Origin of the sequence: Pacificibacter marinus (assembly GCF_018860505.1) — a bacterium.
Lineage (GTDB): Bacteria > Pseudomonadota > Alphaproteobacteria > Rhodobacterales > Rhodobacteraceae > Celeribacter > Celeribacter marinus_B.
Genome location: NZ_JAHKPU010000018.1, coordinates 117,271 through 143,314, shown reverse-complemented (window position 1 = coordinate 143,314; position 26,044 = coordinate 117,271). Strand labels below are relative to the sequence as shown.

Annotated in this window: 22 protein-coding genes; 8 read left to right on the top strand and 14 right to left on the bottom strand. The window is 53.7% G+C overall.

Annotated features, from left to right (window positions below):
* Nucleotides 1–4: 4 nt before the first annotated feature.
* The 3 genes from lpxC to recN all read left to right on the top strand — a co-directional run bounded on the left by lpxC (nucleotide 5) and on the right by recN (nucleotide 3,591).
* On the top strand, nucleotides 5–946 hold the full coding sequence (lpxC, locus tag KO503_RS04670; protein ID WP_215990403.1) for a UDP-3-O-acyl-N-acetylglucosamine deacetylase: 942 nt from the start codon (nucleotides 5–7) through the stop codon (nucleotides 944–946).
* Between the two features lie 136 nt (nucleotides 947–1,082).
* The gene (locus KO503_RS04665) at nucleotides 1,083–1,919 is read left to right on the top strand and encodes an outer membrane protein assembly factor BamD (RefSeq protein ID WP_215990402.1); all 837 of its coding nucleotides are present in this window, start codon (nucleotides 1,083–1,085) and stop codon (nucleotides 1,917–1,919) included.
* A gap of 19 nt (nucleotides 1,920–1,938) precedes the next feature.
* Entirely contained in the window at nucleotides 1,939–3,591 is a 1,653-nt protein-coding gene (gene recN / locus KO503_RS04660) for a DNA repair protein RecN (protein WP_215990401.1), read from the top strand.
* 16 nt (nucleotides 3,592–3,607) lie between these two features.
* On the opposite strand, the gene KO503_RS04655 is transcribed toward recN, so the two are convergent.
* The gene (locus KO503_RS04655; protein WP_215990400.1) at nucleotides 3,608–4,978 is read right to left on the bottom strand and encodes an FAD-binding oxidoreductase; all 1,371 of its coding nucleotides are present in this window, start codon (nucleotides 4,976–4,978) and stop codon (nucleotides 3,608–3,610) included.
* 109 nt (nucleotides 4,979–5,087) lie between these two features.
* On the opposite strand from KO503_RS04655, the gene KO503_RS04650 reads away from it, so the two are divergent.
* Complete coding sequence (locus KO503_RS04650; protein ID WP_215990399.1) at nucleotides 5,088–6,773, top strand: chloride channel protein; 1,686 nt, start codon at nucleotides 5,088–5,090, stop codon at nucleotides 6,771–6,773.
* Nucleotides 6,774–6,869: 96 nt separating this feature from the next.
* Here the strand turns inward: KO503_RS04650 and KO503_RS04645 are convergent, their stop codons facing one another.
* The 4 genes from KO503_RS04645 to cobS all read right to left on the bottom strand — a co-directional run bounded on the left by KO503_RS04645 (nucleotide 6,870) and on the right by cobS (nucleotide 12,215).
* Nucleotides 6,870–7,211: a DUF427 domain-containing protein gene (locus KO503_RS04645; RefSeq protein ID WP_215990398.1), complete on the bottom strand. Its 342-nt coding sequence runs from the start codon at nucleotides 7,209–7,211 to the stop codon at nucleotides 6,870–6,872.
* A gap of 59 nt (nucleotides 7,212–7,270) precedes the next feature.
* Nucleotides 7,271–9,058 carry an aminopeptidase P family protein gene (locus KO503_RS04640; protein WP_215990397.1) on the bottom strand — a complete coding sequence of 596 codons (1,788 nt, stop codon included), beginning with the start codon at nucleotides 9,056–9,058 and terminating at the stop codon, nucleotides 7,271–7,273.
* Between the two features lie 79 nt (nucleotides 9,059–9,137).
* Nucleotides 9,138–11,012 (bottom strand): cobaltochelatase subunit CobT, encoded by a 1,875-nt coding sequence (cobT, locus tag KO503_RS04635; RefSeq protein ID WP_215990396.1) that lies wholly within the window; start codon nucleotides 11,010–11,012, stop codon nucleotides 9,138–9,140.
* Nucleotides 11,013–11,246: 234 nt separating this feature from the next.
* Nucleotides 11,247–12,215, bottom strand: a complete 969-nt coding sequence (cobS, locus tag KO503_RS04630; RefSeq protein WP_215990395.1) for a cobaltochelatase subunit CobS — start codon at nucleotides 12,213–12,215, stop codon at nucleotides 11,247–11,249.
* A 263-nt stretch (nucleotides 12,216–12,478) separates the two neighbouring features.
* Here cobS and KO503_RS04625 point away from each other — a divergent pair, with 263 nt between their 5' ends.
* Nucleotides 12,479–13,045: a fasciclin domain-containing protein gene (locus KO503_RS04625; protein ID WP_215990394.1), complete on the top strand. Its 567-nt coding sequence runs from the start codon at nucleotides 12,479–12,481 to the stop codon at nucleotides 13,043–13,045.
* 153 nt (nucleotides 13,046–13,198) lie between these two features.
* Complete coding sequence (locus KO503_RS04620) at nucleotides 13,199–14,173, top strand: DUF808 domain-containing protein (protein WP_215990393.1); 975 nt, start codon at nucleotides 13,199–13,201, stop codon at nucleotides 14,171–14,173.
* Between the two features lie 109 nt (nucleotides 14,174–14,282).
* Here the strand turns inward: KO503_RS04620 and KO503_RS04615 are convergent, their stop codons facing one another.
* The gene (locus KO503_RS04615; protein WP_215990392.1) at nucleotides 14,283–14,921 is read right to left on the bottom strand and encodes a DnaJ domain-containing protein; all 639 of its coding nucleotides are present in this window, start codon (nucleotides 14,919–14,921) and stop codon (nucleotides 14,283–14,285) included.
* A 73-nt stretch (nucleotides 14,922–14,994) separates the two neighbouring features.
* On the opposite strand from KO503_RS04615, the gene KO503_RS04610 reads away from it, so the two are divergent.
* Nucleotides 14,995–15,252: a BolA family protein gene (locus tag KO503_RS04610; protein ID WP_215943429.1), complete on the top strand. Its 258-nt coding sequence runs from the start codon at nucleotides 14,995–14,997 to the stop codon at nucleotides 15,250–15,252.
* Between the two features lie 6 nt (nucleotides 15,253–15,258).
* On the opposite strand, the gene KO503_RS04605 is transcribed toward KO503_RS04610, so the two are convergent.
* The 6 genes from KO503_RS04605 to KO503_RS04580 form a co-directional block, all read right to left on the bottom strand.
* Nucleotides 15,259–15,666 carry a DUF4177 domain-containing protein gene (locus KO503_RS04605; protein WP_215990391.1) on the bottom strand — a complete coding sequence of 136 codons (408 nt, stop codon included), beginning with the start codon at nucleotides 15,664–15,666 and terminating at the stop codon, nucleotides 15,259–15,261.
* Nucleotides 15,667–15,839: 173 nt separating this feature from the next.
* Nucleotides 15,840–17,354 carry an Asp-tRNA(Asn)/Glu-tRNA(Gln) amidotransferase subunit GatB gene (gene gatB, locus KO503_RS04600; protein ID WP_215990390.1) on the bottom strand — a complete coding sequence of 505 codons (1,515 nt, stop codon included), beginning with the start codon at nucleotides 17,352–17,354 and terminating at the stop codon, nucleotides 15,840–15,842.
* Nucleotides 17,355–17,450: 96 nt separating this feature from the next.
* Nucleotides 17,451–18,554, bottom strand: a complete 1,104-nt coding sequence (locus KO503_RS04595) for a Hint domain-containing protein (protein WP_215990389.1) — start codon at nucleotides 18,552–18,554, stop codon at nucleotides 17,451–17,453.
* A 280-nt stretch (nucleotides 18,555–18,834) separates the two neighbouring features.
* Nucleotides 18,835–20,061: an FAD-dependent monooxygenase gene (locus KO503_RS04590; protein ID WP_215990388.1), complete on the bottom strand. Its 1,227-nt coding sequence runs from the start codon at nucleotides 20,059–20,061 to the stop codon at nucleotides 18,835–18,837.
* Between the two features lie 136 nt (nucleotides 20,062–20,197).
* On the bottom strand, nucleotides 20,198–20,422 hold the full coding sequence (locus KO503_RS04585) for a hypothetical protein (RefSeq protein ID WP_215990387.1): 225 nt from the start codon (nucleotides 20,420–20,422) through the stop codon (nucleotides 20,198–20,200).
* Nucleotides 20,423–20,589: 167 nt separating this feature from the next.
* Nucleotides 20,590–21,240 (bottom strand): pyrimidine 5'-nucleotidase, encoded by a 651-nt coding sequence (locus KO503_RS04580; RefSeq protein WP_215990386.1) that lies wholly within the window; start codon nucleotides 21,238–21,240, stop codon nucleotides 20,590–20,592.
* Between the two features lie 114 nt (nucleotides 21,241–21,354).
* Between KO503_RS04580 and KO503_RS04575 the strand changes: the two genes are divergently transcribed.
* Complete coding sequence (locus KO503_RS04575; RefSeq protein ID WP_215990385.1) at nucleotides 21,355–22,035, top strand: GntR family transcriptional regulator; 681 nt, start codon at nucleotides 21,355–21,357, stop codon at nucleotides 22,033–22,035.
* 80 nt (nucleotides 22,036–22,115) lie between these two features.
* Here the strand turns inward: KO503_RS04575 and KO503_RS04570 are convergent, their stop codons facing one another.
* Both KO503_RS04570 and carA read right to left on the bottom strand, forming a co-directional pair.
* Nucleotides 22,116–24,518 (bottom strand): glycosyltransferase family 2 protein, encoded by a 2,403-nt coding sequence (locus KO503_RS04570; protein WP_215990384.1) that lies wholly within the window; start codon nucleotides 24,516–24,518, stop codon nucleotides 22,116–22,118.
* A 302-nt stretch (nucleotides 24,519–24,820) separates the two neighbouring features.
* Entirely contained in the window at nucleotides 24,821–25,984 is a 1,164-nt protein-coding gene (gene carA, locus KO503_RS04565; protein WP_215990383.1) for a glutamine-hydrolyzing carbamoyl-phosphate synthase small subunit, read from the bottom strand.
* Between the last annotated feature and the right edge of the window lie 60 nt (nucleotides 25,985–26,044).

Sequence of the window (26,044 nt, the reverse complement as noted above, 5' to 3'; positions counted from 1 at the left end):
CAGCGTGCAAAAGACAGTCGCCAAGACAATTACCTTTGACGGAGTGGGCCTGCACTCAGGTGCCCCAGTGCGTATGACGATTGAACCTGCGCGTGCAAATTCTGGCATCTCTTTCATACGCTCTGATATTGCGGCAGATGTCACGGATACCCGCAATGCCTCAATTGCTGCGCGTTGGGATTCGGTTGTGCCATCTAAACTGTGCACGCTGATCCGCAATGACGACGGTGTTGAAATTTCTACAATCGAACACATTATGGCAGCCCTTGCTGGCTGTGGCGTGATCAATGCTGTTGTGCATGTCGACGGACCCGAAGTGCCGATCGAAGACGGTTCTGCAGCCCCTTTCGTGGCCGCTATTCTGGCCGCAGGGTTGTCACGTCAAGAGGGGCCAAGCCGTGCGTTGAAGATTTTGAAACCTGTTGAGGTTATCCTTGGTGATGCGACAGCCCGTTTGGAAGCTGCGGAAACCTTGGAAATTGATTTTCATATCGATTTTGAAGACGCGGCCATTGGGGTGCAAAGTAAAAACCTCGTGATGGCCAATGGGGCTTTCATTCGTGAATTGTCGAACTGCCGTACATTTTGCCGCAAAGCTGAGGTTGATTGGATGCAATCCAACGGTCTTGCGCTTGGGGGTATTCCCGGTGAAAACGCTATCGTGTTTGATGGCGCTAAGGTTGAAAGTGGTGTTGCTGGTCTGCGCCACCAAGATGAACCCGTGCGCCATAAGATGCTAGATGCTTTGGGGGATTTGGCACTTGCTGGTGCACCGATTCTTGGGCGTTACGTTGGGGTGCGCTCAGGACATGCGATGACAAACGCGTTGTTGCGCAAGGTTTTTGCAACCCCTGGCGCATGGGCTTTTGTCACGGTTGATGACGCGACAGCGCAAACTTTGCCTGGTGCGGGTGTCACAGCTTCGGATCTCGCTTACTGCGCGTGATCCGCTGGTTTTCGCCATCAACTCTTCACTTCTTAATTTTCCGCACCAAAGGCGTTTTGCACCGAAAATTTCTGTGCTAGGAGTTGATCCATCGCTCGCGTTCGCGGGCACGATAATTGACGAAGGTGGAACGTTCATGCGTGCAGGACTGTATAGCGGCCTTAAAGTGGCAGCAGTTTTCTCAGTGGCAGTCTTAACAGCTTGTGGAGATGTCGCGCCCACGCGTGATCTTGAAGGCTATTCTGCTGAAGAGATCTATAAGCGCGCGGAATATGAAATCAGCACCAATGATTTTGATACAGCGGCGCATCACTTTGGCGAAATTGAACGGCTTTACCCCTATTCGTCATGGGCCAAGCGCGCGTTGATTATGGAAGCCTTTTCCTATCACCGTGATCGCGACTACGAACAAGCACGCCTTGCAGCCCAACGTTTCATTGATTTTTACCCAACAGATGCCGATGCTGCCTATGCGCATTACCTGTTGGCCTTGTCCTATTACGACCAAATCGATGACGTCGGCCGCGACCAAGGTCTGACATTCCAAGCACTGCAAGCCTTGCGCGTCGTGATCGAACAATACCCCGAAAGCGAATATGCGCGGTCGGCGATTTTGAAGTTTGATTTGGCTTTTGATCATTTGGCAGCCAAAGAAATGGAAATCGGGCGTTATTATCTGAAACGCAAACATTACACGGCGGCCACCAATCGGTTCCGTGTTGTCGTTGAGCAGTTCCAAACCACACAACATACCGCTGAAGCTTTGCACCGTCTGGTCGAATCCTATCTTGCTTTGGGGCTGATCGAAGAGGCACAGACCGCAGGCGCAATTCTGGGTCACAACTACAAATCTACCGAATGGTACGCAGACAGCTATGCCTTGTTGACGCGGCAGGGGCTTGAGGCCAAATCCTTGGGCAACAATTGGTTGAGCGCTGTTTACCGCCAAATGGTGCGCGGCGAATGGCTCTGATCGGTGGCGTGTCGTTACCATGCTAAGAAGTCTTGATATCCGTGACATGTTGATTATCGATCGGTTGGAACTGTCGTTTCAGCCCGGTCTCAACGTGCTCACGGGCGAGACTGGCGCTGGTAAATCCATCTTGCTCGACAGTCTTGGTTTTGTTCTAGGCTGGCGTGGACGTGCAGAGCTTGTTCGTGCTGGGGCCAAACAAGGTGAAGTAATCGCCGAATTTGATGTGCCGCAAGGGCCTGTCGCACAAGCGATCTTGGATGAGGCAGGCATCGACACCAGCGATGGCGAGTTGATTTTACGCCGTATCAACACCGCAGATGGCCGCAAAACCGCATGGATCAATGATCGTCGTGTCTCTGGCGATGTGCTGCGGCGTTTGTCTGAACTGCTGGTGGAATTGCACGGCCAACATGATGATCGTGGCTTGTTGAACCCTCGTGGTCACCGTGTGTTGCTTGACACTTTTGGCTCACTGGATGCCAAGCTTGAGAAAACCCGCAAAGCATGGAAAACGCTGGCGGTCATCCGCAAATCTTTGCAGGTGGCGAAAGATCAACAGGTTGCGCTGAAGGCTGAAGAAGAATTTTTGCGCCACGCTGTGGGCGAGCTGGATAAGATCAACCCAGAAGCTGGCGAAGAAGCCAGACTGGATGCCGAACGTCGGTTGATGCAATCGGCGGAAAAGATCGCTGTCGATATTTCCAAAGCGCATCAAGCCATGTCTTATGATGCTGCAGAGGGCGCTTTGATTGATGCGCTGCGCTGGTTAGAGGGCGCCGCTGACAAGGCCGATGGGCGTCTGGATGCCCCGATTGAGAGGCTCAATCGCACCCTTAATGAATTGGCCGAAGCACAGTCGGGTGTCGAGGAATGCATGGATGCCCTGCGGTTCAATCCGCATGAGTTGGAAAACATCGAAGAACGCCTGTTTGCCATTCGCGGCCTCGCGCGCAAACACAATGTGCTTGCAGACGATTTGGGGCCTTTCGCCGATACATTGCGCAGCAAACTCAAATCGCTTGATGGTGGGGCGGATGATTTGATCCGTCTCGAACAAGAGTTGAAAGACGCGGAGGCTCGCTACACGCAGGCTGCAAGTGCCTTGACCAAAGCGCGCATCGCAGCTGCCAAAGAACTGGATGCGCTGATGGGGGCCGAACTTGCGCCACTCAAAATGGAGCGCGCAGTTTTTGCCACACTGGTGGACGCTGGCGAAGCAGGCCCAGACGGCCAAGATGCTGTGTCTTTCACTGTCGCGACCAACCCCGGTGCTCCTGCGGGGCCGCTCAATAAAATCGCCTCAGGTGGCGAGTTGTCGCGGTTCCTTTTGGCGCTTAAAGTCTGTCTGACACGTGACCAATCCGATGTGACGATGATCTTTGATGAGATTGATCGTGGTGTTGGCGGGGCCACGGCGGATGCTGTTGGGCGTCGCTTGAAAGCCTTGGCCGATGACGGCCAAGTGCTTGTCGTCACCCATTCCCCGCAGGTGGCCGCCTTGGGCGCACATCATTGGCGTGTGGCAAAACGGGTTGAAGACGGCATGACATTGTCCGAAGTGGTGCCGCTTGTAGATCAAGATCGCGTCGATGAAATCGCGCGGATGCTGTCGGGTGATACCGTGACCGATCCTGCGCGTGCGGCAGCGCAGGCTTTGCTCGACGGCTAGAGTTTGGCCCCAAGAATTACGGCACAAGCTTTCCAGGGTTCATGATATTTTTCGGATCAAGTGCCGCTTTCAATGCCCCCATCGTGGCCCAAGCCTCGGCCCCGTGTTCGCGGGTCATAAAGTCTTTTTTGCCAATCCCAATCCCATGTTCGCCAGTGACAGTTCCGCCAAGTTTGAGCGCACGCAATGCCATGCGATGCGCCAATCGTTTGGCCTCTGCCAGCTCCAGTTCGTTGTCGGGCTCAACCAGCAGGACCGAATGAAAGTTGCCATCCCCCACATGGCCCAAAATAGGCCCGTCGATAAAGGATTGCGCGATGTCATCTGCCGTCTCGCTGACGGCTTCGGCCAGTTTTGAGATCGGCACGCAGATGTCCGTGACAACGGAAATACATCCCTTTTTCAATGCCAAACAGGCATAGAACGCGTTGTGGCGCAGTGTCCAGAGCGCATTGCGGTCCTCAAGTTTTGCGGCCCAGTCAAAACCGGATGCGCCAAAATCCTGAACGATTTCGCCAAACATCGCCACTTGATCGGCGACGCCCACCTCAGATCCGTGAAATTCAACGAACAAATGAGGCTTCAAAGGATAAGTCGTCCCAGCGTAGGCGTTCACCGCTTCAACGCTTTTGCTGTCCAAAAATTCGATACGCGCCATGGGAATGCCCATTTGGATCGTCGCCATCACTGCGTTCACAGCACTGTCCAAGTCGTCAAAGGCGCAGACCGCCGCATTGATCGTCTCTGGCTGGCCATGCAAACGCAGGGTGAGTTCGGTAACAAGGCCAAGCGTGCCCTCGGAGCCGACGAAAAGCGCGGTTAGGTCGTAACCGCTGGACGATTTGCGCGCCCGCGATCCGGTGTGAATTATAGTTCCATCCGCCAAAACCACTTCGAGCCCAATGACATTGTCGCGCATGGTGCCGTAGCGCACGGCGGTGGTGCCAGAGGCCCGCGTCATCGCCATGCCGCCAAGCGATGCATTGGCGCCTGGATCAACCGGAAACATCAATCCGGTGGACCGCAGGTCGGTGTTCAGCTGTTCGCGGGTCACGCCCGGTTGCACCGTGACGTCCATATCCGCATCATGCACTTTAACAATCGCGTTCATTTGTGAAAAATCGACACATAACCCGCCTTGCACTGCCAGAGTTTGCCCCTCAAGCGAGGTGCCAGTGCCCCATCCGATGACAGGAATCGCTTGCGCGTGACAAATCTTCATCAACGCGCTGACCTCTGCCGTTGTATGCGGATAGGCCACCGCATCAGGGGGCGTATTTGCAAACCACGTCTCGGATTGGCCATGTAAATCAAGATCGGACTTGGAACGAGTCACACGACCCTCTAGAACGAGAGAAAGTTCGGTAAATTGAGTGTCTGTGATCATATGGGGCTCGTTTGCTGGTGGGGCTGTGATGCCTTAAGGGTGCAGTGCCAATGTGAAAAGCGCAAGTGACAATGCGGACAGCAGATAGCAGATAGGACCGGCGAACTCCATGGCCGACGATAACTCATCTTACCCACATAAAGCGTGGCACGACATTTGTAGCGGTTTCAAATCGGCGTTGCAGTTGATGCGTCTGCGCGGCCCATCACAAGTGCAGTTTTGGTTTATAGCACTTTTGATCGGTGTGGCCTCGGGCTTTGCAGCGTTATTCTTTCGCAAGTGGATCAACGGCTTGCAATCGTTTTTCTATGGGGTAGACGATCTTCATATCTTGCACAGCGCAGCCAAAGATTTGCCGTGGTTTTGGGTGCTGTCTTTGCCTGTGATGGGCGGGCTGGTCGTTGGTGTTATCCTCAATTGGTTCACGCCTGATGGGCGTGTGCGGTCTGTTGCGGATGTGATTGAGGGAGCTGCGCTGAATCAAGGACGCGTTGAAAAGCGCGCGGGCTTGGCCTCTGCGGCGGCGTCTTTGATCACCTTATCGACAGGCGGATCGACTGGACGTGAGGGCCCTGTGGTGCATTTGGCTGCAGTGATTTCAAGCTGGGTGTCCAATCGAATCCATGCCAGCGGCATCACCGGACGCGATCTGATGGGCTGTGCTGTCGCTGGGGCTGTGTCAGCCTCGTTCAATGCGCCGATTGCGGGGGCGCTTTTTGCGCTTGAAGTCATCTTGCGCCATTTTGCCGTTCACGCTTTTGCGCCGATTGCCATTGCTGCCGTAGCTGGCACCGTGATCAACAGGTTGGAATTTGGTGATGTGACGGAATTCACATTGGCGGCTGAAGGGGCGCTGTCTTTTTACGTCGAGCTGCCCGCCTTTATGTTGTTGGGCTGCGTTTGCGGATTGATCGCTGTGTTGATGATGCGGTCTATTTTTATGGCCGATGATTTTGGCTCTTGGGTGGTGGAAAAAATACATCTCCCGCCTGTGTTCCGTCCTGCTTTGGCGGGGTTGATGTTGGGACTTTTGGCGATTGTGTTTCCCCATGTGATTGGGGTTGGATACGAGACCACATCAGCGGCGTTGACGGGGCAATTGTTGATCTGGCAGGCCATCGTATTCACTGTGATTAAGGTCGCAGCCGTGGCCATCACCATGGCGGGGCGCATGGGGGGCGGCGTGTTTTCACCTGCGTTGATGGTTGGTGCGATGTCAGGTTTGGCATTCGGTTTGATCGCCACGGCCGTGTTCCCTGACGTGTCTGGCACCGTGACGCTTTATGCTTTGGCGGGCATGGGGGCTGTGGCGGCTGCTGTTTTGGGGGCACCGATTTCGACAACATTGATTGTGTTCGAGCTGACAGGCGATTGGCAAACGGGGCTGGCTGTGATGGTGGCTGTGTCCTTATCAACAGCCATTGCGTCAAAGCTTGTGGATCGGTCATTCTTTTTGACATTATTAGAACGCCGCGGCGTGCATTTGGCCGCAGGGCCGCAGGCTTATTTACTGGCCACTGTACGGGTGCATCAGTGCTATCGCGCCCCAGATGCGGCACGGGCTGCCAAAGAAGACGAGTGCAAAAGGCTGATAGAAAAGGGTCTTTATATTTCACCAAATGCGACACTTAAGACCGCGATGCCGATCTTTGAGGCGCATAATTTGGTGTTTATTCCCGTTGTGACATTGCTTGAGGGCAGCGAGCCTGAATTGCATGGTGCGCTATTTCACGTCGATGCCTTGCGGGAGTTTAGCAAAGCCTTGGCCGAGACCGCCGCTGAAGAGCATAGCTGATCAGGCGCTGATTTTGGACGACATAGATATAAATTCGACATGAAAAAGGCGCCTCAGAGAGCGCCTTTTCATAGCTTTACCCATGTTCGAAACGGGTCAGAGCATTTCTACTGCGGCTTTTTGCGGATAAAACGCGATGTGATCTTTGATGCGCTCGATACCTGCTGTGGGGGCTTCATATGACCAAGCGGCATCTTTAATCAAAACAGACTTGGTTTGAATGGAAAAATGAGAGGCGACGCCTTTGTGCGGGCAGGTAGATGTCGTGTCAGACGCGTCCAAGAATGCCATGGCCAGCGCGTCGCGTGGAAAATAAATCACGGGCGGGTAATCACCTTCGGTCAGTTCCAATGCCGCATTTGTTTCGCCCAAAACGGCACCGCCAGCACGCACAACCCAGGTCCCAGGTGCCACGCGAATGTGTATATGGTCAGTCATTATCTGTCCCCCTCGTTCAATTTAGTTTATTCTAGCAGACCAGTCTTAACAGCTATATGTCACAACGCAGCGGTGGCCTGCCGCAACCACTCGCGTGCGGCCTCGCTCACGCGCGGGGAAATAACATCCCAGACCTGTGCGTGATACCCGTCAAGCCAATCGCGTTCCCATGGTGCCAATTCATCGGCGTTTATCATGTCGCGGTCAATTGGCACAAAGGTCAGAGTTTCGAAATCCAACATGTCGCGGGCATCACTGCCCAAAATCGCGTCAGCTTTGCGCACAACAATCAGGTTTTCGATGCGAATGCCATATGAGCCAGCTTTATAATACCCTGGTTCGTTAGACAAGATCATGCCTTCTTGCAAGGCCAATAGAGATGCCCGTGAAATGCGTTGCGGACCTTCATGTACAGACAAATAGGCCCCAACGCCGTGGCCTGTGCCGTGGTCATAATCACGCCCCATCCGCCACAAAGGCGCGCGGGCCAGAGCATCCAAATGCGCGCCTGCCACTCCGCGTGGAAAACGCGCGGTTGAGAGTGCGATCATGCCTTGCAGCACAGCTGTGAAAGAGGCGCGTTCTTCGGCTTTGGGATGCCCCAGAGACACCGTGCGGGTGATATCCGTTGTGCCATCAACATATTGTCCGCCACTGTCGATCAATAGAATTTCGCTTTCGGACAGCGGTCGATCTGTATCTGTATTGACGCGATAATGGACGATAGCGCCATTCGGCCCTGAGCCGCTAATGGTCTCAAAGGAAATATCTTTGAGCTGGTTGGTGGCAGCACGAAAGCCTTCAAGCGCTGTGGCGGCTGAAATCTCAGACTGCGTGGTTGGATCTTGCGCGTCGAGCCAAGCCAGAAACTCGACCATGGCAGCACCATCACGCAAATGCGCCTCGCGCGCACCTGCGATTTCGGCTTCGGTTTTACAAGCCTTGGGCATGATGCAGGGGTCTTCGCCGGTAACAATCGTGGCTCCTGCGTCCTCAATCAAACTGCGCAAGGCATAAGGCGCAGAGGTCGGATCGATCAGAACCTTGCCTTCAAGTGTTTGTAAATAAGTTTGAAATTCAGAACGCGGTGCAGTCGAAATGCGCGGATCAGGGCCAAGGTTTTCGTATTTCGATACCTCATCAAACAGGTGCATTTTACCGTCTATGTTCAGCGTGGCAAAGGCCTGCACCACGGGATTGTGGGCAATGTCAGCCCCGCGAATGTTGAGCAACCAAGACAAGCTATCAGGCAGGGTGAAGACAACCGTGTCGGCCCCTGCAGCTTTCACTGCCTTAATAATCATCGCAAATTTGTCTTCCGAGGATCGCCCCGTCAGCTCAACTGGTAATGACATTACGGGAGCGTTGGGACGTGCAGGGCGGTCAGTCCAAATTTTGTCGATCACATTGCTGGTCGCCACAACCGTTTTGCCGCTGGGCTCAAGCGCTTTGCGCAGGGCGATGATGTCTTGTTCTGTGTGCAGCCACGGGTCAAAGCCAATGATTTCAGCATCGCGCGTCGCAATCCATGCACCAAGTGACGTGGCAGGCCAGTCAACATAGTCAAAAACCTCTGCATCACATTGTGCGCGCACTTGTACGGTATAACGCCCATCGGTGAACATGGCCGCGGCATTGCGCGCAACAACGCAAAACCCTGCCGAGCCCGTGAAACCTGTCAACCAAGCAAGGCGATCATCGCAGGGGGCAACATATTCGCCTTGGTGTGCATCGGCGCGCGGCACGATAAAAGCATCTAACCCCGCATCTGCCATAGCGACGCGCAGGGCTGTGACGCGGGGGGCGGCTTGCTCGGGGCTGCTTGTGACATCAAAGTTTTGAAACATCTCATAGATCCTTGTATTGGGCGCCATGAGGCGTCGGCATCATTCACGTATTTTTCATATCACCTGTGGATCGCGTGTCTTACATGGCTTTGCGAATGCCTGCAAAACGGGCTCTTGCGCGCGGATCTGTGTCAAACAAAGACGCCAACTGTTCGGTCATCGCACCGGCCAATTGTTCCACGTCTGTGATGGTCACAGCGCGCTCGTAATAACGAGTCACGTCATGGCCGATGCCAACCGCAATCAGTTCGACCTGTTTGCGTTTTTCAACCAATTCAATCACATCGCGCAGGTGTTTTTCCAAATAATTCGCTGGGTTCACAGACAGGGTGCTGTCATCCACAGGCGCACCGTCAGAGATCACCATCAAGATTTTACGCGCCTCAGGGCGTGCCATCATTCTGCGGTGTGCCCATTCAAGCGCTTCGCCATCGATGTTTTCTTTCAGCAAGCCTTCCTTCATCATCAGACCCAAATTGGCCCGTGTGCGGCGCATCGGCGCGTCTGCATTTTTGTAAATGATGTGACGCAGATCGTTCAAACGACCGGGCATTTGCGGGCGGCCATGGGCCAGCCATTCTTCGCGGCTTTGCCCGCCTTTCCATGCGCGTGTGGTAAAGCCGAGCACTTCGACTTTGACCGAACAGCGTTCCAGAGTGCGCGACAATACATCGGCACAGATCGCCGCGATTGAAATCGGGCGACCACGCATAGAGCCTGAATTGTCGAGCAAAATGGTTACGACTGTGTCGCGGAACTCAGTGTCTTTTTCGTGCTTGAACGACAAAGGCGTGGTGGGGTTGGCAATCACGCGGGCCAAGCGGCCAGCGTCCAATGTGCCTTCCTCCAAATCAAATTCCCATGATCGGTTCTGCTGGGCCTGCAAACGGCGTTGCAATTTGTTGGCCAAGCGCGATACCGCGCCTTTCAAAGGCTCAAGCTGCTGGTCCAAATAGGCACGCAGACGTTCCAATTCGGCGGGCTCTGCCAAATCTTCGGCAGTGATTTCTTCGTCATATTTCGTTGAAAACACTTGGTAGTTTGGATCGGCGTCAGAAACGGGCGCCTGCTGAGGTGGCTCGGCTTCGGCTTCCTCATTGGGCATTTCCATCTCGTCGGCATATTCTTCTTGCGCCATATCGTCTGACGACACCGTGGCCTCAGAGGCGTCTTGTTGTTCCTCTTGAGCGCTCTCAGGCGCGGCATCTTGGTCGTCTTCTTGTTCTTGATCTTCGCCCTCGGATTCGACGTCGTCTTGGTCTTCGCCGTTTTCAGCGTTTTGGTCTTCGTCAGAATCCAATTCATCTGGGTCATCGCCCAGTTGATCGCCATAGCCGAGGTCTTCGATCAGGCGGCGCGCAAGGCGGGCAAAAGCGCGTTGGTCGTCTAAGAAACTGTCGAGATCATCAAATGCGCCCGTTGTTTGCTGTTCGATGAAATTGCGCCAAATCTCCATCACGTTTTGCGCACCGGCAGGCAGATCACGCCCTGTCGTTAGGTGGCGCATGTAATAGCCCATAGCCTGAGCCAGAGGCGCATCATCGGTGGATTTCACCCCGTCATAACCTCGGCGCATCGCATCGTTGCCGATTTTCGCATCGATGTTTTTGCTCGTGCCTGGCATGTGGCGCGCGCCGACAGCTTCGACCCGTGCGGTTTCCAGTGCGTCATAAATATCGAACGCCATTTGCCCTTGAGGCGCGTAGCGGTTGAAGGTGCTGTCGTTGTGAAACTTGTGCCGTAAAGCCAAGGCGTCAGCCGTACCGCGTGCGATCAACACCTCGTCGCGGGTCACCCGACGTGAAATCTGCGGCAAACGCACAGTGTCAGGTGTCAGGCCCGATGGATCCATGGAATAGGTGATGGTCAAATCAGAATCATTGGCCAAGACTTTGGTGGCCTCTGCTAGGGCCTTTTTGAACGGATCTGCGGGGTTGTCGCTGGGCTTTATCATGCCTCGTGTTAAATCACTCTGCGCGGCGGCGGGCAAGGGAAAGCACGTCGGAACGGGCGCAAAATCGACCGTAACACTGACAGGTCAAGCCGCTCATCCAGAAAAAAATCACGGCAGTTGGATATCTATATTTTATGGTATCTGGGCCAAACCCAAAAGAGGGACGCAACCTGCATCCCTCTTTCTTTATTTTATAACAGTCATGTATAAGCCATTGTGGCTGTGATGGCTGGCTTACATTGTCATGCTGACTGCGGATTCCGGCAATTCTTCGTCAAAGCAGCGCTGGTAAATTTCGGCCACTGTCTGACGCTCAAGCTCGTCACATTTGTTGAGGAACGTCAGGCGGAAGGCATAGCCAACATCGCGGAAAATCTCGGCGTTTTGCGCCCAAGTGATCACGGTGCGCGGTGACATCACAGTCGACAAATCGCCGTTCATGAAGGCCGTGCGAGTCAACGACGCAGTTGTCACCATTTGGCTGATTTGTTTGCGGCCTTTTTCAGTGTTGTAATGCGGGGTCTTGGACAGAACAATGTTGGTTTCCGCATCGTGGTTCAAGTAGTTGAGCGTCGCCACCAAAGACCAACGGTCCATCTGCGCTTGGTTGATCTGTTGTGTGCCGTGATAAAGCCCGGTTGTGTCACCAAGGCCCACTGTGTTGGCCGTCGCGAACAGGCGGAAATACGGGTTCGGCGTGATGATTTCATTTTGGTCAAGCAAAGTCAGTTTGCCGTCTGTTTCCAAAATCCGCTGGATCACAAACATCACATCTGCGCGGCCTGCATCATATTCGTCGAACACGATCGCAACAGGGTTACGCAATGCCCAAGGCAAGATGCCTTCATGGAATTCAGTGACCTGTTTGCCGTCGCGCAGTTTGATCGCGTCTTTACCAATCAAATCGATACGCGAAATATGGCTATCAAGGTTCACACGCACAGAGGGCCAGTTGAGGCGCGCTGCCACTTGTTCAATGTGGGTGGATTTCCCCGTGCCGTGGTAGCCTTGGATCATCACGCGGCGATTGTGCGAAAAGCCCGCCAAGATTGCCATCGTGGTGTCTGGGTCAAACTTGTAGGTGCTGTCGACCTCAGGCACGCGGTCGGTGCGATCCGCAAACCCTTTGACGGTCATATCCGTGTCGATACCAAAAACATCGCGGACTGAAATCACTTCGGTAGGTTTTGCATTCGCATCCATGGTGTGGCCTGTTCTGATAGCTGTTGTGTCTTTGTGCCTTCTTGCCCGTTTCAGGCCGAGGGTGCAAGGGGCGCGCGGGGCATCAATGGCTATAAAGATGTTTGCGCGCCTACGTTTCAGTGCAGGTCTTGGATCACATTTTGATCTCAATTCAACGTGACCATCATGTGATGATTTTTAATGGTCCAAAGTCAAAGGGGCTCCGTACCCATTGTAACCTCGCCAAGATGGACGAGGGTTTTGACACCCAACGGAGAAACATCATGACTTTCGCTAAAACACTTCTTTCAGCCACAACTGCAATCGCTTTGACCGCTGGCGCCGTTTACGCCGATCACCACGGTGAAAACCCGATGGTTGGCGGCGCTGAAATGTTTGCTGATAAAAACATTGTTGAAAACGCTGTAAACTCTGCCGATCACACAACTTTGGTAGCGGCTGTCACGGCGGCTGGTCTGGTTGACACATTGGCAGGCGAGGGTCCGTTCACAGTGTTTGCGCCAGTGAACTCAGCCTTTGAAGCACTGCCTGAGGGGACAGTGGAAACGCTGTTGATGCCTGAAAACATTGACCAATTGACCACGATCCTGACCTGTCACGTTGTGGGTAAAGCTGTGATGGCAGACGCATTGCAAGGCATGATCGCAGACGATGGCGGCAAGCACCCCGTGCCAACTTTGGGCGGCTGTACATTGCAAGCCTCTTACGTTGACGGCGTGATGATGTTGGAAGACGAAAACGGCAATATGGCCTCTGTGACCATCGCTGACGTGAAGCAGTCAAACGGCGTGATCCACGTGATCGACGCGGTGATGTTGCCAGCGATGTAAGTTGACGACGACAGTTTTTTAACGAGTGTTATGGGGCGTCCTTTACGGGGCGCCCTTTTTTATGGGTCGAAACCGAGGTAAAACTTGACGATCATTTGCCTCTGGCTGCGCGCACCTCTACATATAAGGCAACAAAAGCATGAGGACGAATATATGAGTGGCTTGTTGGCCCTTTTGGATGACGTGGCTGGGATCGCCAAAGTTGCGGCCGCCAATGTAGATGATATCGCAACGCAGGCGCTGAAGGCCTCAAGCAAAGCGGCGGGTGCTGTGATTGATGACGCTGCCGTGACGCCCAAATACGTGCAAGGGTTTCAACCCGCACGCGAATTGCCCATTGTTGGCAAGATTGCTTGGGGGTCGATCAAGAACAAACTGATTGTTTTGTTGCCTGCGGCCTTGCTGTTATCCACCTTTGCACCTTGGCTGATCACGCCGCTGTTGATGCTGGGCGGGGGATATTTGTGTTTTGAGGGGGCTGAGAAAGTCTATCACTTGTTCAAACCTCATGCGCCCTATGCGGATGGGCAAAAAGCGGGCGACGGCGATCCGGTGCATTTGGAAGAGTCCAAGGTGGCCGGTGCCGTGAAAACCGATTTCATTCTATCGGCTGAGATTATGACGATTATTTTGTCAGGCATTGATCCAGAAGGTTCGATTTGGTTCAAAGCAGGGGCCTTGGGCTTGGCTGGGATTTTCATCACCGTTGCTGTTTATGGTGCTGTGGCGCTGATCGTGAAAGCTGATGATGTTGGCCTGTGGTTGGCGCGGGTTGGGCGCTTGGGCCTGACGCGGGCTTTAGGCCACGGGATCGTGAAATTCATGCCTTATCTGATGAAGGCGTTGCTGATCATCGGCACCGCCGCGATGATTTGGGTTGGCGGGTCTATTGTGATCCACGGTCTGCACGCATTTGGGCTGCATGAACCTTATCAAAGTATTCATGATATCGCCGAGGGAACTGCGCACATGGTCGGTCGTGCCACGGGATTTGTCACATGGTTTGTCACCGCGTTCTTTGATGGGATTTTCGGGCTGATCGTCGGCCTGCTGCTGATCCCTTTGGTGGCGAAGATCATTGATCCGGCGATTGCCAAACTGACGGGAAAAGAAAACACGCATCACTGATTTCATGCATGTTGTATGACTATGCAAAAAGGCCGCCCAAATGGAGCGGCCTTTTTTATATTTGATCTGCTAAGTGCGCTTAATCCGTGGCGGACCTAAACCAAGTGGCTTACTTGAACCAACGGCTTTCTTTGACCTGATCCCACGCCCAAACAACTTGTTGCAGTTGTTCTTCTTGTGACCGGTCGCCGCCGTTGACGTCTGGGTGCAAAACTTTGATCAAGCTGCGGTACTGCTTTTTGATCTCGGCTTTGGTCCAGTGATCTTTGACTTCCAGAATCTCAATCGCTTGACGCTCAAGTGGCGGCAATTTGCGCGTTGAGGCACCGGGGTCGCTTCTTCCGGGGTTCTGGGTGGCGTTTTCACCCAAAACTTGATGCGGATCATCCACGCCAAGACGTGCCCAAGCACGTTCTTCACTGGTGACTTTACGGCCAAAAGGCTTGGTTGGGCGTTCACCCGTTTCCGATGCCTTATGCTGTTCGTCTATTTCTTCGGGCGTCGCATTGTCGAAAAAATTCCATTTCAGGTTATAGGCCCGAACATGGTCTTTGCAGAACCATTTGAATTCATCCAAATGATCAGGGGAGCGCGGGGCGCGGTATTGACCGGCTTCGGTACATCCTTCGTGTTCGCACTCTCTTTTCGAGGTCTCGAACGCACCTGACATGCCGCGGCGTCCGCCGCGACGCTTTTGTTTGTCCTTCGCTGCGGACATATCGAAACCAAAGGGATCGTCTTTTTGCATGTGGTTTAACCTTCTAGACTCAGGCAAAAGACCATAGACGATATGGAGAATTTGGAAAGAGGAGAAAGCCTAAATGTCGATCTCAGATGACATGAAATCACGATTGACCGACGCTTTTTCGCCGACACGCTTGGAAGTGGTCGATGACAGTGCCTCGCATGCGGGACATTCGGGCAATCCTGGTGGCGATGGCGAAACGCATTTCAACGTTTTGATCCGCTCTGCCGCCTTCGACGGGCTGTCGCGTGTGGCGCGTCATCGTGCCGTGCACAAGGCGCTTGGCGATATCGTGCCGCGCATTCATGCGCTGGCACTTGATTTGGACGTCTAATGTGATCTAGGCGCGTTCTGCGTCGTCTTGATCGCCGTTGTCGTTGGCTTCCGTTTGTGTTGCGGCCTCTGCTGTGGCTTCATCCGCCAAAGCTTCGGCTTCCTCGGCTGCGGCCAGCGCGTCGGCGTCCTCTTGGGCAAAGGTGCCGAAGCCTTTGTTTTCTTCCGTGAATATGCCGTAATCAGCGTCGCGGCGGAAAATCAATACGGTGTGATAGCTTACGGATTTGGAGGTTAGCCCTGCACGTTCTTCCATGGGCACAACATCAGAGCGCAGATATTCCCAGCCCTCTTCACCAAGGGCGTTCAGGCGGGTTTCCATAGCCTGTGCCATACGAGCTTCAGGAGTTTTGACCCCCTTGGCTTTTTCACCACGACGTGGGGCAGGGATAACGCGGTACTCATAGGCTGACATGGAAAGGCTCCGTTCTTGGCTGGCTTTGTGCGACCTTAATGGAGGGCGTGTCGCATGAAAAGGTTTGCGTTTTTGCAAATGGTCTCAAAATTCTGGTAACGCGTTAAAAAAACGGGGCCTCAAATGAGCACCCCGTTTTTCAGTTTTTTCATGATCGTAAAGCTCGGATTTGGTTAAAGCCCAAGCTTTTTCACAACCAATTCGTTCACCGCCGCAGGGTTGGCTTTGCCGCCGGAGGCTTTCATCACCTGACCCACAAAGAACCCAACGAGTTTGGGGTTTTGTTTGGCTTTTTCCACCTGCGCGGGGTTGGCTGCGATGGCTGCGTCTACAGCCGCTTCAATCGCGCCCATATCCGTGACCTGTTTCATGCCGCGCTCTTCCACGATTTTCGCTGGGTCGCCGCCCTCGGTGTAGACGATTTCGAACAGGTCTTTGGCGATTTTGCCAGAGATGTCGCCGGATTTGATCAATTTGACCACGCCGCCAAGTTGTTCTGCTGACACAGGGCTGTCTGCAATGTCTCTGTCGTCTTTTTTCAAGCGGCCAAACAATTCGTTGATCACCCAATTGGCGGCCAGTTTGCCGTCCGTGCCCTCTGCCACGCGTTCAAAGTATGCGGCATTGGCAGTGTCAGCGGTCAAAACCGATGCGTCATATTCGGACAGGCCAAATTCGATCACAAAACGGGCTTTTTTCTCGTCTGGCAATTCAGGCAAGCTGGCTTGGATGTCATCCACCCAAGCCTGTTCGATTTCCAAAGGCAACAGATCAGGATCAGGGAAATAACGGTAATCGTGCGCTTCTTCTTTAGAGCGCATAGAGCGGGTTTCGTTCTTGTCCGCGTCGTACAGGCGTGTTTCCTGCTTGATCTCTCCACCGTCTTCGATGATGGCGATTTGGCGGCGCGCCTCATAGTCGATCGCAGCTTGGATGAAGCGGGTGGAGTTCATGTTTTTCAACTCACAACGCGTGCCCAAGTGACTAAAATCACCTGTTTCTGCAAATTTCTCGTACTGGCCCACACGGCAAACAGAGACGTTCACATCCGCGCGCATAGAGCCGTTTTGCATGTTGCCATCACAAGTGCCCAAATACCGCAGGATTTGGCGCAGTTTCAAAACATAGGCCGCCGCTTCTTCAGGGCCACGAATGTCAGGGAAGGACACGATTTCCATCAATGCAACACCGGTGCGGTTGAGGTCGACGAAAGACATCGTCGGGTCCATATCGTGAATGGATTTGCCCGCGTCTTGTTCCAAGTGAATGCGCTCGATGCGCACTTTGCGTGCCACACCGGGTTCCATATCGACCAGAACTTCGCCTTCGCCCACGATGGGATGATAGAGTTGCGAAATTTGGTACCCTTGGGGCAAATCAGGATAAAAATAGTTCTTGCGATCAAAGGCAGAGAACAGGTTGATTTTGGCTTTCAGGCCAAGACCTGTACGCACCGCTTGTTCGACACAGTATTCGTTGATCACAGGCAGCATGCCGGGCATGGCGCTGTCAACGAAAGCCACGTTCGAGTTGGGCTCTGCACCGAATTGCGTAGAGGCGCCCGAAAACAGCTTGGCGTTGCTTTGCACCTGTGCGTGAATTTCAAGACCGATGACCAGTTCCCAGTCGTGTTTTGCACCCGCAATCACTTTGGGCTTTGGACTTGTGTATTGAATGGTGTCAAGCATGACGCGGGCTCCGGTAAATCAGGTTCATCCGCGTTCTAAGATATGGCAGGGCGGGGGGCAAGGCCTATGCCCGCCGGCCGTTGTCAGTAATATAGGTTAAACAGCGCGTTTAAGAGCTTCTGCTTCCCATGATTTCAACTCATAGCGCGACAATTGTGCTGTGCTGGTGTCGTCACTCAGTTCGGGGAAGATGGTTAAAATCTCTGCGCGTGCGTCACCAGACACGGCATCAAGCGCCTCTTGCCCCGGAAACAGGCTTTCTGTGGGGCAACTTTCGGCGAAGATGATCTGGTGTGTGTCAAACAGCATGTGGAAATAGTCGACCGTGCCACCACTCACGATGCGGATTTTATCGTCGTTGACCAGATGTTTGGCGGCGACCAGAACATCACGTTCACCGAACAGGATTTGCGCTTGGGGGCCGCGCACCAACATGCGGTGATTTTGCGACACTTTGAGGTCACGCAGATTGCCCATGGCGCCGGCTTTGATCAGAACGGGGGCCAACGCGGCTTGCGCGGGCATGGTGCGGGCGCCGATCCAGCGAATGGCTTGTGGGCCGTTGTCGAGCGTGTTGACCATGTCGCCCGTTTTCAAGGTCTCGATGTATTTGGGGCCATTTGGAGTGTCGATCAACGTGCCACGGGTCAAGCATACGGCAGCCCCGATGATATCTTCGGCAAAGACGTTGTTGTCGACGTTAAAGTTGCCGTCGCCAACCCTATCGATCACGCCATCGCCATCATAATCCACGTCGGTTTCATGATCGATCTGGATGATCGGGCGCAGGTCCGTGAGGTCTTGCCCTGGTGCAATCAATACGTTGTTTAAACTTGGGCCTCCATCAGAAGAGACCAGCACGTTTGCGTTAAAGCGCAAATATGTATCACCCAGCCCTGAAAGATCGCTTTGAATCGTGGCTGATTGTCCAGGGTTCATAGGCTCATAGGTGTATTTCACCGTGCCGTTTACATAGTCGGTGGGAGAATCGTAGACGATGATGCCGACGACCTTGCTTTGACCTGTCACCTCACCATTGTAGACGTTTTCCACAGTAATGACGATGACATCGTCTGTATCAAAATCGGTGTCACCGTTCTTGATCATTATACGGCCGCCATTTTGGCCGCCGTGGTTTGTACTGACAGAAACGTTGTCGAGAAGGGACGAGCCCATCACGAGGATCTCTTCGGTTGCCATATGCTTTGCCTGTATGTCTTGGGTTTTGACACCCGCTGCCTCAAGGTGACGCTTATCTATGGGCTACAGGTCTTCTATCGAGACCCTTTGCGCAGCACCACGCGCCTAAGGAGGAAGGTTAAGGCTAAAAGTGTTAATTTGTCTAGCGGCTTGCGGATCCTGCTGCATGTCGTGGGAAAAGCGTGACTTTTGCGCAAACACGCGACTGTTCTGGCTGAATAGGCTGAATATGATAGCATCCCGTCGCGTTTCAAGCATGAGCTTTGGCGAGGCGTTGGCCTTAAAGTGGTTCAAGCCCTGCACGCATGACGCCCATTCGCACAGGCTTGATGTCATGAACGGCCTTAAGACCCAGCAGGCGCACAGATTGCAAAATGCTGTCTTCGGATTGCACCACACGGTTAAACAAATCAACGACGCGGGCGCGGGCGGTGATGTCGCGGTGTCGGCTGCGCGCATAGGCGTCAAGCATCGCAGTATGACCTATATCGTCGCCATTGGCCTCGCACAGCGTCAACAGTTCAGCCAGATCGTTCAGCGATGTGTTCAAACCTTGCGCGCCAATAGGCGGCAGCACATGCGCAGCCTCTGCGATAATCGCCACACGCTGCGCAGACAGTTTATCCGCCACTTGGGTGATAATGGGAAAGACCCCGCGCTGTGAGGCCAGTTCAAGATTGCCGTAAAGCCCCGCAGAGCGATCCGTCATTTCTGCGTTAAAGGCGGGTGTATCCATCTTCAAAAGCTCAATCGCCTTAGGGCCCTTGTTCATCCACACGATGGCGGACGCTGGCCTGCCGTCTATGTCTTTCAGCGGCACCATGGTGAAAGGGCCACCGTCGCGGTAAATCTCGGTCGATAGATTGCTGTGTGGCAAGTCGTGAAAGGCTGTAAAGGCCAGCGATTTTTGCCCATAGCGCGTGGTGGACACACCGATCCCTGCGGCTGTGCGCACCGACGAGTCGCGCCCGTCGGCGGCCACAACCAATTTCGCCTCAACCGACGCGCCGTCCGTCAATGTGACAATGGCAGACCCCGTGCGGGTCAACATGGATTTGAACCCAACGCCATAGCGGATTTCTGTTTGTGGGATGTTCGGCAAAATGCGCATCAATTCGCGCCGCATGTGCCAGTTGAGAAAGTTCCACCCAAAGGGTTCGTCGGCTGTCTCACGCCCTTCAAATTGACGCTCGTTGCGCAACACAGGCCCATCCGGACCATCGATGGTGTCGACAATGCGCAGACCCTCAAGCGGTGTGGCATGGGGGGCAAGCTGGTCCCAAACGCCTATCTTTTCAAACAGATCGCGGGCAGGGCGTAAAAACGCGGTCGAGCGTAAATCAGAGCCGACCCCATCGCCTACGATCACAGGCGGAACAGGGTCAATCATCAAGGTTTTAAACCCAGATGCGCCAAAAGCCGCCGCTGCAATCATGCCTGAAATGCCCCCGCCAACAACAAGCACATCGACTTTGGGGCGGTTTGGTTTTTGAGACGCTTGAGTCATGAGGCTGTTCCTTCGCGCATGGTGGCGCAAATGTTGCAAGTCTTGGCGTAAGTGCAAGTCTGAGCCCAAGTGATAGGCGCAAATCCATGCAATGTCCAAGCGGCAGCCTGTCTCAGGGCGATGTCAGAGGAAAGTTCTATTTGCCGACGGTCAAAAGAATCAAACAGACAAAGACGATTGGCACACAGGCCAAGGCCACGAGACCCAGAACAGGCCAGCCAAACAGCGCGATGGCTCCAGCAATAACTGCACCAAGGAGGGTGATGATCGTCAGCGTCAAAGCAACTTGACGCGGTGTTGCGATATATTTCTCATCATGGTGTTCAGTGTCTGTCGAAGGGGTGGCCTGTGCGTGTGTCATTCTGACTCTCCGTCAATGATGTATTTCAAAGTCAGCTTTTAACGAAGGACTGTCAGCACTTCAGGGTGGCGGGGTGTCGCATGACAACCTCAGACCTTGGCGATACAGAACTTACATGCCCACAAAGCAGCAAAGCTTGTGGCGCATACGCATGTCGATCATCGGCTTTATTGGGTGCTAACTAAAAAATGCGCCAAATCATCCGTATGATGGTGAACATACGCCCGATCCGTGATCTCATTTTGGGGGGCGACGTGGACGGTTTTCATGCCTAAAGTATGCGGCACTTCTAGATTCCGAGGGTCATCTTCGAACATCGCGGCTTCGGTGGGATCAAGCCCGTCTTGTTCAATGATACGCGTATATGCATCAGCATTTGGTTTTGGCTCAAAGTTTGCGTGTTCAACACCATAAGTGGCATCGAACACACCAGATAGCCCACGTGCCTCTAACACATCGCCTGCATAGGGCGCGGTGCCGTTTGTGAAAATGATCTTGCGCCCTGGGAGCGCCTCAATCGCTTTGCGCAGCTTCGGGGCAGGATCAAGTATAGTGAAATCAATGTCATGCACATCTTCCAAGTAGGGATAGGGCTGTACGCCGTGCAGTTTCATCAGCCCTGCCAATGTGGTGCCATGATCACGCCAATATGAGGTGCGCAGGGCGCTCGCTTCAGCGTGGGAAACGCCAAGAGTTTGCATCATAAACGCCGTCATCTTGATCTCGATTTGCGGAAACAACGAGGTTGCAGGCGGGTAAAGCGTGTTGTCGAGATCAAAGATCCACGTGCGCACATGAGAGAATTGTTTTTGGACCATGGCACCTTGTTAGGCCTGAGGTTTGGATCAAACAAGCCCCTTTAGCCTGTTAAAGCTTGAACCATCGCAACGGGCCTGTTTATGGTGCAGCCTCGTACGGTAAAGGGGACGCCGATGAAAGATGCACATAAAGATCACGCTTCAGGCCAGATCTCTGGACAGGCCGTCGGACAAAAAGACGCCTATAGTTTGATCTTGGAAGCCATCGATACAGGTATTTATCGCCCTGGCGATCGCTTGGTTGAAAGCGAGCTTGCCGAACGCTTTGGTGTGTCGCGCACGCCTATTCGTGAGGCGCTGCAACGCTTGGAAACCCAATCAATGCTCACCCGCGATGGGCGGTCCTTGATTGTGGCCTCCTTGGATCACAATCAAATGGCTGATCTTTACGTGGTGCGCACCGAACTTGAAGGTTTGGCGGCTCGACTGGCCGCGCGCCATGCCACGCCAGAAGAAATCCGTGTTCTGCGTGATATGGTCGATGAAGATCGCGCTTTGGTCGCTGATCCTGATGCGCTTTCAAAGGCGAACAGACGGTTTCACAAACAGATTCATTTGGCGTCGCACAATCGCTATTTGGTCAAGCAGTTGGATTTGGTGCACCGCTCCATGGCGCTTTTGGCGACGACCTCTTTGGCTGTCGAAGGTCGTGGGGAAGAAGCCATCGATGAACACAATCAAATCGTATCCGCGATTGAAGCTGGCGATGGCAATGCCGCTCATGCCGCTTTGAGCAATCATATTTCCAAGGCCTTTGTGACGCGCCTTAAAATAGATGCGGAAACAGAGCGTTAAGAAATTCATTTCCGCTTTGGGCTAAGGCCGTTGATTGCGCGTTTTAAACGATGGTGTTTTTGACGGGGCGAAAAGGGCAATCACTCGGGTATGTCTAAAAACGCCGCCGCATGCGCCATGTCGGGCGCCATGTGTGTGTTATCCGCGACTGGGTGCGGTACATTTTGCAGCAATTTTGGCATAATATGCTGGCCGGTGGCGAATTGGTTTTCATGTGCCGATGTGTCTGAGGCATGGCGCTTTGGCGCTGGGCATACAGGTGACAGATCACTGTGCGCGCCAGTGAAACCTGCGTCGTTTTGCGCTGACATTGACACTGGCACGATGTCTTTCGCATCATAGGCTAAATTCAATCCAAATGTCAGGCGTCGCTGCCTAGGCCTTGCCGTTGGCAGAGTGTCAAAATCTGCGCGGGGCTCACGAAACCCTGACGCGTGTTTGAAGGATGGCGGATCAACGCGATTGGCCTGCGTTAATTTATATGGCACATCCCCTATGGCAACACGGTTGCAGGCCTTTAAAACCAATGGCGCATTATAGTGTAGAACCGTTGCATCCGAAGGGGTTTGTACGCTTTGTGTCTCGGCAAAAGCTTCAACACTCAATTGGTCGCCGGCTTTGCGGTCTACATCTTGGGCACGCCTTTTCGGCTTTTGTTCAGCTTGGGGTGTGATGCTGTTTTCGTTATCTGGATCGGCAATCAGATCATGCAAACCATGTGCCGTTTTATCCCAATAATATGGTCGTGTGACCACTTCCCACAGTCCCTTGATCGCGGCCAGAGTGCCCAGAGGATAGTAGAAATGCAATGTGGGTACCCATTTCCAAAGCCCTTTGTGTTTCGGCGTTGAGGTGGCCAGCATGCCAATCGCAACGGTGATCACTTCTGACATTAAAAACAAAGCGCCCAATGCCAAAAAAATTCCATTGGGCACGACGTCTTGCAAGGGGTGGTGCAGACCGAGTGGCATAGACCAAAACGACCACAACAGCGGCGCAAGTAAGAAATTGGACAAAGCCCCAAAGAACAAAACCTGTACGCCAAAGAATTTCCACCAGCCCAAGTCCGCCAAAAGTTTGCGCGGATTGCGCATATGCATCGCCCAGGTCATCGCATAGCCTTTGAGCCAGCGTGATCGCTGTTTGACCCACGGCCACAATCGGCAATTGGCTTCTTCGTCGGTGACAGTCCGAATCAGCTCAGTGCGATAGCCATGGCGGGCCAACCGAATGCCCAAATCGGCATCCTCTGTCACATTATGAGCATCCCAACCGCCAAGTTTTTCAATGGCTTCACGACGGAAAAACAAAGTTGTCCCGCCCAAAGGCACGACCAACCCAAGGCGTTCATACCCAGGTAAAATGATGCGAAACCAAGAGGCATATTCAACGGTAAAACACCGCGCAAGCCAGTTGGTGCGGGCGTTGTAAAAATCCAGAATGCCTTGCACGCAGGCCACATCGGGGGGCGCTTGGGCAAAATGATGCGCCACTTTGTGGATTTGGTCCCGCTCGGGCGCGTCTTCTGCGTCATAGATGCCAATGATGGTCCCACGACAAAAGTCGAGTGCAAAATTCAACGCCCGCGGTTTGGTTTTGACGCCGCCACGGGGCACAACAATCATGCGCATCCAACGAGGCAGGTCTGTGCGTGCAACGGCGTCTTGGGTGATGGTGTCATCTTCTTCAACCACAAGGCAAATGTCCAAAAGTTCGCGCGGATAGGTCAGCTTTGACAGACGCTTGACCAGCCGTCCTGCAATCTCGCGTTCATGAAACAGCGGCACCATCACCGACACGGTGGGTAATTTTTGCACGCGCCGTATCGTGCTAAAGGTAGATTGGCGTTTTTGCGACAAACGCGCCTGTGCAACAGCGGCCGCTAATTTCAAGACAGAGGTAACGACAAGAACCAAAATAGCCCAGCACACCAGCGCAAAAAACATCGCATGTGGAAAGGCGATTGTCGTGGCGATGATGACAAAACCGATAGCCGACAACACACGGGTGAGGCGGGCAATATCCAGCTCGCGACAGCTTTCATGTGCGGCGACGCGTGTCTCTGCTGCCTTTGCAAGCTTGCGTTGACGCGATTGCATCAAAGCGTCATGCATCGTCGTTTCTGAGGCCACTGCCATGCGAACAGGCCCAAACAGAGCGGTCAGGCGGGGGCGCATGTCTTCGAACTGTTCGGGACGGCAAGATGCGATAAGCACGGTTGAGCCCACGCGGCGCCAAGGCAGCACCCCCTGACGCAGGCACGCGTCGGCCCCGAACGTATCTATCAGGCGCACATCTGCTGCATAGGCGTCAAAATTCGCAACCTCTGCACCATATTGCTTGGCTAAAACGGCGTATAATGTCGTCTCGTTCACCATGCCATGCGCCAACAAAATATCGCCGATCCGCGCATCATGGCGTTGTCGCATCGCAGTGGCGCGGACCAAATCTTGCGGGGTCAGCGCGCCTATGTCGACAAGCATTTGCCCGATTGGTGTTCGGCTGGCGTTGTTTGAGGCCCGAGAGGCCTGTGAGCTCGCGCCCCTAAAGGGAGAATCTTTAAATATACCGTGCCGCAGTCGCGTCATGTCCCACCAAAAATCCAGTCCAAGCAAGGGATTTTGTCCCTATGGTAGGATGGCGTAAGATGGTTAATGGCCCGTTAATTGTTAACCATGTTTGGTGAGAAGATGGGGCCTAAACTGCGATAGATATGGATCGTTTCGCATGTTTTACGAAAAAAGCCGACTTAGAAAGCCGGCTTCATCGAAATATAGTCAGTGGTTTAAGCTGCCGCGCGGGCTGTCATGGCCTCTGCAAAGCGTTCAAACAGGTAGTAGCTGTCCATCGGACCAGGGGAGGCCTCTGGGTGGTACTGAACTGAAAATACAGGTTTTCCAGAAACTTTGATGCCACAGTTGGATCCATCAAACAAAGATATATGCGTTTCGACAACACCTGCGGGCAGGGTTTGCGCATCCACAGCAAAACCGTGGTTCATTGATGTAATTTCCACCTTGCCTGTGTCTTTGTCTTTTACAGGGTGGTTTGCACCGTGGTGGCCGTGATTCATCTTGACGGTTTTCGCCCCAAGCGCCAATGCCAGCATTTGGTGACCAAGACAGATGCCAAACACAGGAATATCGGCGGCCAAGACAGCTTTGATCATCGGAACGGCATAGACGCCGGTCGCTGCAGGGTCGCCGGGGCCATTGGACAAGAAAACGCCGTCTGGCGCGTGTGCAAGCACCTCTTCTGCCGTGGCAGTGGCTGGTAGGACAGTGACGTCGCAACCTGCTGAGGCAAGACAGCGCAGGATGTTGCGTTTGGCACCAAAATCGATGGCAACGACCTTAAAGCCTTTGCTGGCGCGTTTGGGGTATCCATCAGGCCATGCCCACCGCATTTCATCCCAAACATAGGATTGTTTGCAGGTCACGTCTTTGGCCAAATCTGTGCCTTCAAGCCCTTTGAAATCTCGCGCCATTTGTACCAGTGCAGCGATGTCAAAGTTGCCTTCAGGATCGTGGGCCATGGCGACATGCGGTGCACCTTGTTGGCGGATCGCACGGGTCAGCCGGCGGGTGTCAATGCCGCCCATGCCGATACGTCCGCGTGCAGACAACCATGGGCTCAGCTCGTTTTCTGTGCGCCAATTCGATGGGTCTGTGGGGTCCCATTTGACCACCATGCCTGCGGCGACAGGATCGGATGTTTCGTCATCTTCCGCGTTCACGCCGGTGTTGCCGATGTGTGGAAACGTAAAAGTCACGACTTGTCCTGCGTAAGACGGGTCTGTCATGATTTCTTGATAGCCGGTCATGGCGGTGTTGAAACACAACTCGGCGGTGGTGGTGCCTGTGGCCCCAAACCCTTTGCCGTAGAAAATAGTGCCGTCCGCAAGCGCCAAGCATGCTGTCGGTTTCGCAGTTGAGTGTACGGTGGTCATGGCACGACTCCCCTTAAAAGGCCCAAAATTGTCGGGAAACTAAGGAAAGCGGCGGGGGGC